The organism is Streptomyces sp. OfavH-34-F (genome assembly GCF_022347745.1).
Classification (GTDB): Bacteria; Actinomycetota; Actinomycetes; order Streptomycetales; family Streptomycetaceae; genus Streptomyces.
In genome coordinates, this window is sequence record NZ_JAKRGC010000174.1 from 1 (window position 1) to 12,857 (window position 12,857).

Here is a 12,857-nt window from a genome sequence, read left to right on the forward strand (position 1 = left end):
CGGTCCCGGCGATGGCGCCGGAGTCCCGGTATCCGCCGTCCGTGACCACACCGGACACGCCGCGCCGCTGGAGGCGCGCCGCCATCATGTCGCCCATGGACGCCCCCGCCCTGGAGCCGAACGCGTCGATGACGAGCACCGCCCCGGGCGGGCACTCCTCGATCGCGCGCCGGTGCAGGTTCTCGCTGGAGCCGTATCCGGCGAGGGTGTCGAGGTCCTCGCGCGCCGGGATGAACCGGAGTGTGCTGGCCGGGCCCACCATGGGGGCCCGGCCCGCCGCCAGGGGGCGGACGCCGGCCATCAGGACGTTGCGCAGGCCGTGCCGGAGCAGCATGTTGGCGACGGTGGACGAGCCGGCCCGCGCCAGTTGCTCGCGGACGGCCGGGGACAGCGGTTCGCATGCCGGAGGGGGCAGCGGTGTGGCGGGGGCCGCCGGTACGGGTTCGGTGCGCTCCGCGCGCTTCTCGCCGCTCACTGGAAGAACTCCATCGGGGGGCGGTTGCCCCACTGGGTGGTATCGGCGGCAGTGCCGTTGAACTTTCCGGGCCGGTGGCTGCCGTCCACGGTGTCGCCGTCGGTGTAGTGCTCGATGCGGAAGCCGAAGGGGTCCTTCCAGTAGTCGAAGATCTGGCTGCCGAGCAGATGGCGGCCGACTCCGACGTCGGGGGTGTAGCCCTGCTGGAGGAGGTAGTCGTGCGAGGACATGACGGCGTCCATGTCGGTGACCTCGAAGGCGCTGTGGTGGACGCCGGCCCAGTCCGACTGGAGGACGAGCATGAAGTGGTGGTCGACCAGCTGATCGCCCAGGTCGAGCCGGACGAAGGTGCCGACGACGGGGCCGTCCTGCCCGGGCGGCAGGAAGTAGTCGGAGGGCAGGAAGTTGAAGCGCTCGTTCAGCCAGGCCATCGAGGCGTCGTGGTCCTTCACGTGGAGCACGAAGTGGCCGAGCCGGGCGATGGTGCAGGGTGCGACGGGCTGGCGGACGAAGGAGTTCACCCGGTTCTTGTCCCGGATGTTGTTCATCCTGAAGGGTTCCCGGTCCGCGAGGGGTTCGGCCCGGTCCCGGTTCCAGATCGCCCGGATCTCGATGCCGTCGGGCATGGTCATCGAGACGACCTGTCCGCCGCCGGGTTCCGTCGACTCGGTGACCGGGGACGATCCCGGGAGGGCGGCGAGTTCGGCCAGGTCCTGGTAGGTGGCGACCTCGATCGAGGCGCCGACGAAGCGCTGCTTGTCGGCCTTGCGGGTGACGTGGATGTGGTGCTGGGTTCCGGTGCCCCGCATGTACAGCGTCCGGTCGTCGCTGCCCTCGGCCCTGGTCATGCCGAACGAGGTGAGGAACTTCTCCATCACCTGGAGGTCGGGTGCCTCGTAGGTGACGTGGGCAGCATCGATTGCCGTGGCCACGGGTCCTCCTGTGGTGGGTGGGTGCGCGGTGGCGCGCTCGGTTCGCCGGTGGCGGGCTCCCCGGCCGGAGCCCGTGGGTCTCAGCGCTTCTTGAGGACGCTGACGTCGTCCGGGCCGATGAGGTCCGGCACGGTCCAGCCGTCCAGGTCGTACTCGTCCATGGCGCTCTGCGCGAACTCCTTGCAGCGGTCGAGCAGGCCGCTGCCGCGGGCGGCGAAGAGGTTGGTCTGCCGGGTCACGTCGTTGCTGCCGATGTAGTTGATCTCGTACAGCTCGTGGCGGGCTCCGAACTCGGTGCCGATGGAGTCCCACAGCATCTTCATGACCTTGACGCGCTCCTCGGCGTCGATGCCGCCGGTGCCGCGCACGTAGGTGTCGAGGTAGCCGCGGATCTCGGGGGTCTTGAAGTCGTCGGCGTGCGAATTGAGGTAGATGAGCCCGCTGGCCACCACCTGCTCGATGATGTTCTTGATCTTCGGCATGGCCAGCTGGTTCATCACCCGGTACGCGCCGGCGAACTGCGGGTCGGGCTGGATCATGCCGCCCTTCCACGGCACCGCGCTCTTGGCCATCGCGTCCGACAGCGCCCAGAAGGTGTTGCGCCAGGCGATGACCTCGCCGAGCTGTGACATGACGCCGTGGAACTGGCCGGCGCCGGTGACGTCGAGGGCGCGGGCCAGCATGCCGACCAGGAAGTCCATCTTGACGGCGAAGCGGGTGCAGCCGTGCAGGGAGGCGCGCTCCAGGTAGCCCGAGTGGATGTTGTACTTGTTCGCCTGCTCCAGGTCGTTGTAGATGAACGCGTTCTCCCAGGGGACGAACACGTCGTCGAGGACCAGGATGGCGTCGTTCTCGTCAAGCCGGCTGGACAGCGGGTAGTCGAAGGGGCTGCCGAGCACGGCGGCCCGGTACTCGTTGGAGGTGCGGCAGAGCAGTTTCACGCCGGGGGAGTTCGTCGGCATGATGAACACCGGCGAGAAGGACGGGTCCTGCACGGCGACCTGGCCGACGTGGCCGACGAAGGTGTAGTGGGTGAGGGCCGAGCCGGTGGCGACGACCTTGGCGCCGGTGACGTAGAAGCCCGCGTCTGTCTCCCGGGTGACCCGGATGAACACGTCCTTGCCGGCGTCGGCGCCGAGGCCGCGGTCGACCGGGGGGTTCATGATCGCGTGGTTGATGTACCAGGTCTTCTGCTGGGCCTTGCGGTACCAGTTGCGCGCGTTGTCCTCGAAGCCGCGGTAGAACTCGGCGTTGGCGCCCAGGGTGCCGAGGAAGCAGCCCTTGTAGTCGGGCGAGCGGCCCATCCAGCCCCAGGCGATCTTCTGCCACTCGGCGATCGCGTCGCGCGAGGCGACCTGCTCCTCGACGGTCTGCGGCGCCCGGTAGAAGCGGTGGGTGAATCCACCGTCCTCGTTGGGTGCGGTGAGGACGTCCTTGCGCGCCGGGTCGTGCAGGGCGTCGTACATGCGGGCGATCATGCGGGCCGCATTGCGGAACGCGGGGTGTTCGGCGACGTTCTCGACGCGCTCGCCGTAGATCCAGACCTCGCGCCCGTCGTTCAGGCTCTCCAGGTACTCGGCACCGGTGAAGGGGATGTTCTCACGGCCGGCCCTGCCGGGTGCCGACCGATTTGCATTTCCCGTGTTCATAGAACGAAAACCCCATCTTCTCCGGACGGAAATGGATGGCGCCGGATTCTCGTCGTGCGTGACCGACTTCCCGTGGCGGGAGTCGAGTTGCCGACCGGAATTCTCTGCGGCGTCGAATTGCCGGAAGGCTTCCACGGGGTGCGGGCACGGGCAATAGACCCCGGAAGCGGCCGGAGGGCGCGGACGGGCCGGCCGGCGCGCCTGGCTTCAGCCGGTGAACGACGGGCGAAGCGCCTCTGAACTGGGGTTTTTCATCCCGCCCTGAGGGGCGTGGGCCACCCGGCACACCCACGGATGTGACGCACACCACAGGGATTTCGTCTCGTGGCGCGAGATGTCCGCCGCTTTTCCCGGCAGGGTCCATACGCGGCGCAATGGAGGGGTGCCATAGTTTTGTGTATGGCTCACGACCTGAGCGCGCGGCGGTGCTCGGCGACCACCCGGGTCGCCTCCAGCCAGTGCCGCATCAGCGGGGTGATCTCGGCGTCCCGGCGCCACAGCAGCGTGGCCTGCATGGGGGCGAGCCAGCGCGGGGGGTCGAGGAGGGTCACCGCGTCCGTCCGGCCGGCGATCCGCCGGGTCACGGGGGCGACGCCGAGCCCGGCGGCGACGAAGGCGACGGACGTCTGGGGTGTGGAGACCTCCAGCACCTCGAATGAGTCGTCGCCCGCGAGCGCCTTTCCGACGACTTCGGGCATGCCGGTGAACGCCGGAATGCGATAGGGGAGAATCCAGCGCCCCCATCCCTTTCCGTCGGGGTGGTCCTCGCGCGCGCGATACCGGGGGACGGCGAGCTTGATTTCGATTCCCAGGATGGGGTAGGAATCGCAGAGGTCCGTCACGAAACCGGCGAACTGGCCGGGGCCGAAGGGAATGCACCCCATGTCCAGCCGGCCGTCCTGAATTCCCTGCACGATGAGGTCGGGGGTGACGTCGGTGAGGCTGACCCGGGCGCCCGGGACCTGGTCGAGGAACTCGGCGAGCACGTCGGCGACGATCTCGTTGATGACCATGGGCTCCACGCCGATACGCAGGTCCCCGACCGCGCCCTCGCCCATCAGCTTCAGCGTCGCCGTCGCCCGGTCCCGGTCGGCGACCAGGCGTTCGCCCTTGGACAGCAGGTAGAGGCCGGCCTGTGTGGGGTGGACGCCCTTCGCGGTGCGTTCGAGGAGGCGGACGCCGAGTTCGGCCTCCAGTTTCGCCACGGCGTGGCTCACGGGGGGTTGCGTCATGTTGAGGTTCTTGGCGGCCTGGGAGACCGAACCGGCCTCCACGACGGCTTTGAAGTACTCGATCTGACGAAAGTCCACCCTCTTCGACCTTCCGCGGCCCCCGGCTCGTCCCGACAGCCAGAGATTACGGGACGGTCCTCCGCCCGCGGCCGTGCCCGGGCGGGCGGGGGTCCGGTCAGGGTGTGCCGGGGACGAGTCCGATCCGGTAGGCGAGGACGACGGCCTGGACGCGGTCGCGCAGGCCGAGTTTGGCCAGGATGCGCGACACATAGGTCTTGACGGTCTCGGGCGTGATGAACAGGGCGGCGGCGATCTCCGCGTTCGACAGCCCTTCGGCGATGAGTTCGAGCACTTCCCGCTCGCGCGGGGTCAGGGCGCGCACGACGTCCTGCCTGGCCGGCCGGGAGGTGTCGGCCGGCCTCACGTGTTGGGCGAAGTGGCCGATGAGGTCGCGGGTGACGGCGGGCGCGAGCAGGGACTCGCCGCGGGCGACGGTGCGGATGCCGTTGACCAGCTCCGCCGGGGGCGCGTCCTTGAGGAGGAAGCCGCTCGCTCCGGCGCGCAGCGCGTCGTAGACGTAGGCGTCGACGTTGAACGTGGTGACGACCAGGACCTTCGGCGGGTTCTCGGTGTCGGGGCCGGCGAGCTGCCGGGTCGCCCGGATGCCGTCGAGCAGGGGCATCCGGATGTCCATGACGACCACGTCGGGGCGCAGCCGGTGCGCTGCCTGGACCGCCTCGTGGCCGTTCTCGGCCTCGCCGACGACCTCCATGTCGGGCTGGGCGGAGAAGATGGTGACGTAGCCGGTCCGCACCAGGGCCTGGTCGTCGCAGACGAGTACGCGGATCGGGGGCGGCGCGTCGGTCACGGGGTCACTCCTGAAGGGGCCTGGACGGGATCGTGGCACGGACTTCGAACCCGCCCTCGGGCCGGGGTCCGTAGGTCAGTTCACCATCGAGCATCCGCACCCGTGTGCGCAGGCCGGCCAGTCCACGGCCGCCTCCGGCGCCCGGTTCGCGTGCCGGAGGTGCGGTTGCGGGCCCGTCGGTGGTCACGACGATCTCGACGCGGTCGTGGGCGTGGCCGAGGAGGAGCCAGGTCGGCTGCCCGGGGGCGTACTTCATGGCGTTGGTGAGGGCTTCCTGCGCGACCCGGTAGGCGGCCAGTTCGACGTCCACGCCCTGGGGCCTGCGCTCGCCCCGTTCGCTGAACTCGACGGGCTGGCCGGACCGGCGGGCCTGCTCGACGAGGTCGCCCACCTGGCCGAGGGCGGGTGCCCGGCCGGCGCGGTCCGGCTGCGCGGACGCGGCTTCGCCGGTGGCCTCCAGGACGCCGAGGAGGTACCGCAGTTCGGTGAGCGCCCTGCGGCCGGTGTCGCTCACCGCGGTGAGCCCTTCGCCGGCGCGTTCCGGTGCGGAGGTGAGCAGGTACTGCGCCGCGTCGGCCTGGACCACCATGGCCGTCACGTGGTGGGTGACCACGTCGTGGAGTTCGCGGGCGATCCGGGCCCGTTCGGCGGCCGTGGCCATCTCGGCGGCCAGCCGCCGCCGCTCGGTCTCCTCGGTCCGCCGCGTACGTACCGTGTTGCCCACGAGCCACGCTGCCGCCGGCGCCAGGGAGAAGGCGAGGTAGTCCGGGATGCCGTTCGGGGAGCCGGAGCGGTGCAGGGCGGCGGCCAGCCCCGCGTAGCCCGCGACGGCCAGGGCGGCCAGGGCGGTGCGGGCGCGGACCTGGTGGGCGCCGGCCGAGTACAGCGCGAGGTACAGCCCGACGCTCGCGAACGTCGTGGTGTAGCCCAGCACTTGGTGGGCCGCGAACGCGGCCGCGATGACGGCCAGGCAGGCCGCGGGCCATCTGCGGCGGATCATCAGGGGTGCGGTCTGGGCGAGGATCAGCCCGCCGCTCAGCGCACTCGGGGCCCGCTCGGGGAGGTCGCCGATCTGCGCCCCGACCTGGGAGAGGGGCGGTACGAGGGCCAGCAGGGTCAGGGCCAGGGCGAGGAGGCCGTCCTTGAGGAGGGCGTCCCGCTCCCGCCACCGGCCGAGCGACGCCCGGAGCAGCGGGACGCTCGTACCGCTCCGGAGATTCTGTACGGACATCACTGCGGTTTCCTCCAGCCGGTCCGTCTCAGCGGTCCGCGGGTCGGCGAGGTGTGAGGGCGCCGTTGCGGTGGGCGCGCACGAGCATCGTGGTGGCGATGGCCGTTCCGGCGAGGACGGGCACGATCGATGCCTCCAGGCCGAAGCCGCCGCCGGTCAGGAGGGCGGAGCCGTGGACGTCGACGGTGAACAGTCCTTCGGGGGCGTGCCCGGAGACGGGGATGCCGAGCAGTTGCTCCGTGGCGTTCCAGGCGAAGTGCAGCCCGACGACGAACCAGATGCTACGCCGCCACAGGAACGCGGCTCCGAGCAGGGCGCCCGCCTCCAGGGCGATCGCCAGGCCGCTCCACGCGTCGGCGCCGTCGGCGCCCAGGTGGGCGACGCCGAAGAACAGGGAGGTGATCACGAGGGCGGCCCGGCTGCCCCACAGTTGTTCGAGGGCCTGGAGGGCGAGGCCGCGGAACAACAGCTCCTCGGTGACCGCGGCGCCGGTCTGGACCGCGAGCGTCGTCCCCAGGACCGCCAGGACGTCGTCGCCCGCCCACGCGAACGAGTAGCCGCCGAACGCGGTGATCAGCAGGGCGGAGACGAGGATGAAGCCCAGTCCGATCGCACCGCCGAGCAGCGTGTCGCGGACGGCCCCGGACCGGGCGATCTCGGGCGTGGACCGCCGGGCCGCCCGGCGCATGACGTAGCCGTACACGGCCACCGCGGCGGCCGCGCCGGCCACCGGTACGGGCCCGGGTCCGGTCGCCGTCAGGGCCGAGACCACCGCGACGCCGGCCATTCCCGCCGCCATCCAGCCGAGCGGGGAACGCATCGCCCGGCGGAAGCGGCCGCCGGCTCCGTCGCGGTCGTCGCCGGGGCCGGAACCCGTGGGGTGGGGTGTGGCGGACAGCGTGCCCATGGTGGCCTCCCGTGTGGTGGGCCACCCTCGCGGTGACCTGGGGACCACGCTAGGAATCGGCGGGCGCGCGCGAGTCACCCGCGCGGGGACGGCTCAGGTAGCTCGCTCGGGGGATGCGCCGGGGAGGTGGGCGTCGTCCTGCTGGTCGTCGAAGGCCCGGCGGGCCTGCTCGATGGCGGGCAGGTGCGCGTCGGCCCAGGCGAGCAGGACGTCCACCGGGTGGCGCAGGGTCTTGCCGAGCGGGGTGATCCGGTAGGTGACCGCGACCGGCCGGGTGGCGGTCACCTCGCGTGCGACGACGCCGTTGCGTTCGAGCCGGCGCAGGGTCGCCGTCAGGGACTTCTGGGTGACGGCGGGGATCGCCCGGCGCAGCTCGTTGAAGCGGCTGGGGCGCTCGCACAGGTGGCTGAGGACGGCGAGTGACCACTTGTCCAGCACCTGGTCGAGGAGTTCGCGGTGCGGGGCGTCGACGCGCAGCTCGGCGGGGCCGGCGGTATCCATGGCGAAACCTGGTCTCGTTGAAGTTCCTTGAGGACACTAAGTATCTTCTGGATACCGAGCGGGGCCGTCAAGCGGGACGCCCGCCCGGCGCGCCGTCGGCGCCTTCCCCACCTCCGTCCGTGAACAGGAGAAACCCTCGTGTCCGTCCAGCACTTCACTCCCCGGGGCATGCTGCAGCCCGCCCCGTACCACCACGTCGCCGTCGGCACCGGCACCCGGCAGGTCCACATCAGCGGGCAGGTCGGCCGCCTGGCGGACGGGACTCCGGTGGCGCCCGGCGACCTGGCGGGGCAGGTGGCCCAGGCCCTGCGGAACACCGCCGTCGGCCTGGCCGGTGCCGGGGCCTCGTTCGCCGATGTGCTCCGGCTGACGTTCTACGTGACCCGGTGGCAGCCCGAGCGCATCGGTGCGTTCATGGCGGGGGTGGAGGCCGTGGCGGAGGAGGTCGGGCTGCCGCTGCCGATGCCGCCGGCCTCTCTCATCGGCGTCGAGTACCTCTTCGAGCCGGACGTCCTGGTGGAGGTCGAGGCGACCGCGTTGCTCAACTGACGGCGCGGACGCGCCCGTGGTCACCGGTGCGCCGCCCGCCCGGGGCCGCCGTCCTCGTTCCGGGTGCGGCTCTGCCGGTGCTCCGCGCGCCGGTGCTCCCCGCGCCGGTGTTCCGCGCGCCGGGACAGGAGCGCGGCGAGGATCGAGCCGATGACGAGCGGTCCGGCGACCCAGCGGATGAAGTCGCCCGTCCAGCCCGCCTCCCGGCCGGCCAGCAGGGCCGCCGACCGGACCGCGAGGACGACCCCCAGCAGCACGAAGCCGAGCCCTCCGGCGCGGACCGCCCACACCGGCCCCTGGAACGGCTCCGGCGGCCGGTGCGGCCGGAGTACGGTCCGCCATCCCAGCCACGCACAGCCCAGCCCCATGCTGATGCCGAGCACGTCCACGAATCCGCCGAACATCCCTGTCACGGTTACGGGCATCTCGCCTGCCTTTCCGGCCGCGTGGGCCGTGGAGCGCCGCGCCCACGGTGCTCATCATGACCACCCGGGCGCGTCCGCTCACTTGCCGGGTACGGAAGTCGACCCGTGTACCGGCTTTCCGGCACCCGGCAACGTAAGCGCGGTTCCCGGGGCACACTGCATGCATGGTCTGCGAAGAGGGCGAGGGCCGGGGACGGCGGCGCGGCGTGGAGGAGGGGCTGCGGACGGCCCTGGCCGAGGCGGGCGAGCTGCCGGATGCCTTCGCGCGTGCGTTCGCGAGGCTGGCGTTGGAGGTCGCGGCGCAGCGGTTCGGAGCCGATGACCCGGCCGGGGCGCGGGAGTGTCTGGCCCTGCTGGCCGGCAGGGGCGGGCGGGACGCGGAGATCGCCCTGCGTTTCGCCGGCGTGCTGGGGCTTTCGGGCGAGGCCGGCCGGGGCGCCGGTCCGCCGTCCTCCGTGGAGACGCGCAGCACGAAGACGGGCCGGGTCTCCGTTCCCGGCGCTTCCGACGGGCGGTGGGAGAGCGCGGGCCGGGAGCCGGTCGAGTCGGCGGACGAGGCGCTGAGGCGCCAGTCCCAGGCCGAGATCGTCAACGAGATCCTGGCGGGCGGGGCCGTGGCCGCGTCGGTCACGGCCGCCGCGGCGGTCGTGAAGGCCAGGCTGGAGGCGACGACCCAGCGGGAGAAGAACCGCATGGACATGGAGATCGAACGGCTGAGAATCGCTTCCCAGGAGCGGATCGCGGGTCTCCAGGCGCGCGGCGGGCAGCAGTTGCCCGCCGCCGACGCGAACGACGAGGAGCCCGAGGCCTAGCGCGGGGCGGCGGGCTCGGGCGCCGGGCCGTCCGGTGCCGTGGCGTCACGTCCGTCTCAGGTCGGCCCGCACCAGGTCGTGGTCCGACCACGGGGTGAGGTGCACGCGTTGCTCCAGCGGGTCGAAGCCCCGGAGGAAGATGTAGTCGAACTTGGCGCGCCAGTCGGTGGTCGGCTCGCAGGTGCCCGTCGCAAAGGGGCCGCACCCGGGGTCCGCGTCGTCGGCCAGGCCCCACATCCCGGCGAGTTCGGGGGCGTCCGGCCTCGCGTTGAAGTCACCGAGGACGATCGTGCGGTCGTACCGGGCGACCGCCTCGGCCAGTACGGCGGTCTGCTCCGCGCGGAACGCCTCCTGCCTCCGCTCGGCCAGGTGCGTGTTGAACACCCGGACGCGCAGGCCGTCCACGAGGGTGGTGACGGCCATGTAGCCGCGGTCCTCGGACCCGCCCCGGGGGTACTCGACCGTCACGGGGTCGGTCATCGGGGCGGCCGAGAGGATCGCCTGGCCGTAGCCGCCCGGGCGCCAGGGCAGTCCGCCGCACCGGCTCCAGCTCGGCAGGACCGATCCGTAGGCGACGTGGTAGACCAGCCCGTACCGGTACCGCAGGTAGTCCCGGATTCTCTCGACGTCTCCCGCGCACGCCTCTTGCAGGCCGATGACCTGGGGTGCGTACGCGGCGATCTCCGCCGCTCTGCCGCCGTTCCGTCCGCTCCCCCGGCAGGGGTTGCAGAGGTTCCAGGTCATGACCCGGTTCGGCACGACCTCCTCGGGGGCGCCGGCCGGCAGCGGCCGGACCGGGTAGGCACTGGTCGATACGCTGGGGCCGGCGAGCAGCAGACAGGCCGTGATCAGCGCGCCCACCAGCCACCGCGCGCCGGTTCCGGTCACCTTCGGCTCCTCGAAGTAGGGTCCGGGCCCCGCCCGTACGGGGCTCTCCGCCGCCCGAGCCTAGGGTGTGCGAGGCACCGGGGTCTCTCCCGGCCCGGGGTCAGACGCGTCGTGCGAGGAAGACGAACTCCTTGCCCGGCCGGTCGGGCGCGTCCCGTACATCGTGCACGGCGTAGCCATGGGCGGTCAGGTCCGCCTCGATCTCGTCGCGCTCCCGGAACCGCAGGGTCGAGTCCGAGGTCAGCACCTGCCCGTCCGCGGCGAAGACGTAGGTCCAGCGGAAGGTCACCAGCGGCCCGCTCACGTCGGTCACCTGGACCCAGCTCTCGACGGAGCCGGCGCCGGGGACGTCCGTCACCCGGTGGGAGTGCTCGCGGGTCCATGTCTCCCAGGCCCGCCGGGCGGGATCGCGGGTCTCGAAGACCAGGTGTCCGCCGGGCCGCAGCGCCTCGTGGGCTCCCCGCAGCGTCCCGTGCCAGGCGCCGGGGTCCGCGATGGCCTGGGCGACGTTCGCCGTCATCGTCGCGAGGTCGACGCGCAGGGGCGGGAGCGCCGTGGCGTCGCCGCAGATCCAGCGCACCCGCTCGCCGCCCGGTTTGGCCCGGGCGACGTCGAGGGACGCCCGGGCGGGATCGACGCCGACGACGTCGATCCCGCGGTCGGCCAGGAGGAGGGCGAACACGCCGGTGCCGCAGCCGATGTCCAGCACCCGGCGTGCCCCGAACTCCTCCACCGTCCGGAGGTAGGTGTCGAGGTCGCCGCGGTCCGGGTCGAGCGGATCGTAGATCGCGGCGAGTCGTGGATGCCCGAAGCAGTCGTCAGCCATGCGGCCGAACGTATGCGGAGCCGGCCGCCGACAGCCACCGGGTTTCACCGGCCGCGCGCGGGGGCGGGGTTCACGGGCGGCGGCCGGTCGCGACCCGGTACGCGGGGCGGGGCCGTGTCTACGCGGCCTGGGCGAGTTCGGCGCGGCCGAACAACAGGGCGTAGCCGGAGCCCAGTTGGCGCAGGATGCGGGTGACCAGGTCGGGGCCCGCGTACGCGGCGACGGCGGCGAAGACGGAGCCGGTGTCCCAGCGGGTGGTGGCGAGGGAGCCGCCGGAGCGGGCCGCCAGGTCCTTGACGAAGGCCCAGCCGGTCAGCGGTCGCGGGTCGGGGATCTGCTCGGTCAGCAGGCGTGCGGCCTCCAGGGGCAGGCAGGCGGCCAGGTCGACGCGTTCGTCGCCGGTCAGCCGGCGGCCGAGTCCGGCGAGGACCAGGCGGACGGACTCCTCCGCCCGCTCGCGGGTGGGGTAGGCGCCCTCGTAGCGGACCTTCTCCAGCATCTGCTCGTATGCCGTTCCGTACGGCTGCCGGTTCCGGAGCGGGGCGCGCACGTCGGTGGTCACTGCGGTCTCTGCCTTTCGCGGGGTCGTGGTGGGTTCGGCATCGGGGTGTACGGCACCTGGCCGGGGTCGGATGCGGCGGACCGGGGGCCGCCGCCCGGGTGGGAGGACGGCGGCCCCCGGCCGGAAGCGGGGGCCGCGGGGCCGGCGTCAGCCGGAGATCTCCTGGCGGCCGGAGCCCACGCCGACGGAGATCTTGCGGGGCTTGGCCCGTTCGGCGATCGGGATGCGCACGGTGAGCACACCCGCGTCGTAGTGGGCCTCGATGTGCTCGGTGTCGAGCGTGTCGGCGAGCACGATCTGGCGGGAGAAGACGCCCAGCGGCCGTTCGGACAGCTCCATCTGCACGTCGTCGGCCTTCGCCGCCGGCCGGCGCTCGGTCCTGACGGTCAGCATGTTCCGTTCGACGTCGATGTCGATCGCCTCCGGGACGACGCCGGGCAGGTCGAAGACCACCACGTACTCGTCGCCCGCGCGGTAGGCGTCCATCGGCATCGCCGAGGGGCGTGACCAGGTGCCCGGAGCCATCAGGTGCTGGGCCAGCCGGTCGAGTTCGCGGAAGGGGTCGGTGCGCATCAACATGGGGAAACACCTCCAGCGGGTCGGGCAGTTGCTGCCAATGCGCCTCACTGGTCCCGTTGTAACATGTCATCCATTGGATGACAAACTTGATGTCATCCGTGCGATGACATCAGCCAGGAGGAGCCCGTGACCCCGACCGACCAGCCGCCCCCGTCCGGCGACGCCGGCGCGCGGAGCCCGGCCTCGTTCCTCGCCGCCGCGGCGGCCCTGCACACCATCGACGACGCCCTGCGCGAGGCGCAGCGGGGCGCTCCCGACGCCCCCGGCCCGGGCCCCGAACAGGCGCTGGCCTCCCTGCTGCTGCTGCGGCAGGTGCGCGAGCGGCTCGCCGGCTGGGAGACCTCCCTGATCGAGACGGCCCGCGACGCGGGAGCCAGCTGGGCCGACCTCGCGCCGCCCCTGGGCGTCGCCAGCCGGCAGG

Annotated in this window: 14 protein-coding genes and 2 pseudogenes; 3 read left to right on the top strand and 13 right to left on the bottom strand. The window is 72.3% G+C overall.

Features of this window, described 5'->3' with window-relative positions:
• The 8 genes and pseudogenes from MHW47_RS22640 to MHW47_RS22675 all read right to left on the bottom strand — a co-directional run.
• Positions 1–475, bottom strand: a pseudogene (locus tag MHW47_RS22640) (hypothetical protein); the annotation flags it as partial.
• Positions 472–1,407, bottom strand: coding sequence for a VOC family protein (locus MHW47_RS22645; RefSeq protein ID WP_239225625.1), 936 nt, complete (start codon positions 1,405–1,407; stop codon positions 472–474). The gene MHW47_RS22645 and the pseudogene MHW47_RS22640, both read right to left, overlap by 4 nt.
• A gap of 80 nt (positions 1,408–1,487) precedes the next feature.
• Complete coding sequence (locus MHW47_RS22650; protein WP_374230132.1) at positions 1,488–3,002, bottom strand: 4-hydroxyphenylacetate 3-hydroxylase N-terminal domain-containing protein; 1,515 nt, start codon at positions 3,000–3,002, stop codon at positions 1,488–1,490.
• 458 nt (positions 3,003–3,460) lie between these two features.
• Positions 3,461–4,366 (bottom strand): LysR family transcriptional regulator, encoded by a 906-nt coding sequence (locus MHW47_RS22655; protein ID WP_239225627.1) that lies wholly within the window; start codon positions 4,364–4,366, stop codon positions 3,461–3,463.
• A 97-nt stretch (positions 4,367–4,463) separates the two neighbouring features.
• Positions 4,464–5,156 (bottom strand): response regulator transcription factor, encoded by a 693-nt coding sequence (locus MHW47_RS22660; protein WP_239225628.1) that lies wholly within the window; start codon positions 5,154–5,156, stop codon positions 4,464–4,466.
• Positions 5,157–5,160: 4 nt separating this feature from the next.
• Positions 5,161–6,387 carry a sensor histidine kinase gene (locus tag MHW47_RS22665; protein WP_239225629.1) on the bottom strand — a complete coding sequence of 409 codons (1,227 nt, stop codon included), beginning with the start codon at positions 6,385–6,387 and terminating at the stop codon, positions 5,161–5,163.
• A gap of 28 nt (positions 6,388–6,415) precedes the next feature.
• Positions 6,416–7,294, bottom strand: coding sequence for a CPBP family intramembrane glutamic endopeptidase (locus MHW47_RS22670; RefSeq protein WP_239225630.1), 879 nt, complete (start codon positions 7,292–7,294; stop codon positions 6,416–6,418).
• Positions 7,295–7,387: 93 nt separating this feature from the next.
• Positions 7,388–7,795: a helix-turn-helix domain-containing protein gene (locus MHW47_RS22675; RefSeq protein ID WP_239225631.1), complete on the bottom strand. Its 408-nt coding sequence runs from the start codon at positions 7,793–7,795 to the stop codon at positions 7,388–7,390.
• Positions 7,796–7,933: 138 nt separating this feature from the next.
• Between MHW47_RS22675 and MHW47_RS22680 the strand changes: the two genes are divergently transcribed.
• Positions 7,934–8,344 (top strand): RidA family protein, encoded by a 411-nt coding sequence (locus MHW47_RS22680; protein WP_239225632.1) that lies wholly within the window; start codon positions 7,934–7,936, stop codon positions 8,342–8,344.
• A gap of 20 nt (positions 8,345–8,364) precedes the next feature.
• On the opposite strand, the gene MHW47_RS22685 is transcribed toward MHW47_RS22680, so the two are convergent.
• A complete protein-coding gene (locus tag MHW47_RS22685; protein ID WP_239225633.1) occupies positions 8,365–8,748 on the bottom strand; it encodes a hypothetical protein in 384 nt (127 codons plus the stop codon).
• Positions 8,749–8,933: 185 nt separating this feature from the next.
• Here MHW47_RS22685 and MHW47_RS22690 point away from each other — a divergent pair, with 185 nt between their 5' ends.
• Positions 8,934–9,581: a hypothetical protein gene (locus MHW47_RS22690; protein ID WP_239225634.1), complete on the top strand. Its 648-nt coding sequence runs from the start codon at positions 8,934–8,936 to the stop codon at positions 9,579–9,581.
• Between the two features lie 45 nt (positions 9,582–9,626).
• On the opposite strand, the gene MHW47_RS22695 is transcribed toward MHW47_RS22690, so the two are convergent.
• From MHW47_RS22695 to MHW47_RS22710, 4 genes are all read right to left on the bottom strand, one after another.
• A complete protein-coding gene (locus tag MHW47_RS22695) occupies positions 9,627–10,469 on the bottom strand; it encodes an endonuclease/exonuclease/phosphatase family protein (protein ID WP_239225635.1) in 843 nt (280 codons plus the stop codon).
• A 100-nt stretch (positions 10,470–10,569) separates the two neighbouring features.
• On the bottom strand, positions 10,570–11,295 hold the full coding sequence (locus MHW47_RS22700; RefSeq protein WP_239225636.1) for a bifunctional 2-polyprenyl-6-hydroxyphenol methylase/3-demethylubiquinol 3-O-methyltransferase UbiG: 726 nt from the start codon (positions 11,293–11,295) through the stop codon (positions 10,570–10,572).
• A gap of 118 nt (positions 11,296–11,413) precedes the next feature.
• The gene (locus MHW47_RS22705) at positions 11,414–11,857 is read right to left on the bottom strand and encodes a DUF2267 domain-containing protein (RefSeq protein WP_239225637.1); all 444 of its coding nucleotides are present in this window, start codon (positions 11,855–11,857) and stop codon (positions 11,414–11,416) included.
• 147 nt (positions 11,858–12,004) lie between these two features.
• On the bottom strand, positions 12,005–12,436 hold the full coding sequence (locus tag MHW47_RS22710; protein ID WP_239225638.1) for an Hsp20/alpha crystallin family protein: 432 nt from the start codon (positions 12,434–12,436) through the stop codon (positions 12,005–12,007).
• A gap of 126 nt (positions 12,437–12,562) precedes the next feature.
• On the opposite strand from MHW47_RS22710, the pseudogene MHW47_RS22715 reads away from it, so the two are divergent.
• Positions 12,563–12,857 (top strand): annotated as a pseudogene (locus MHW47_RS22715) (type III effector protein); the annotation flags it as partial.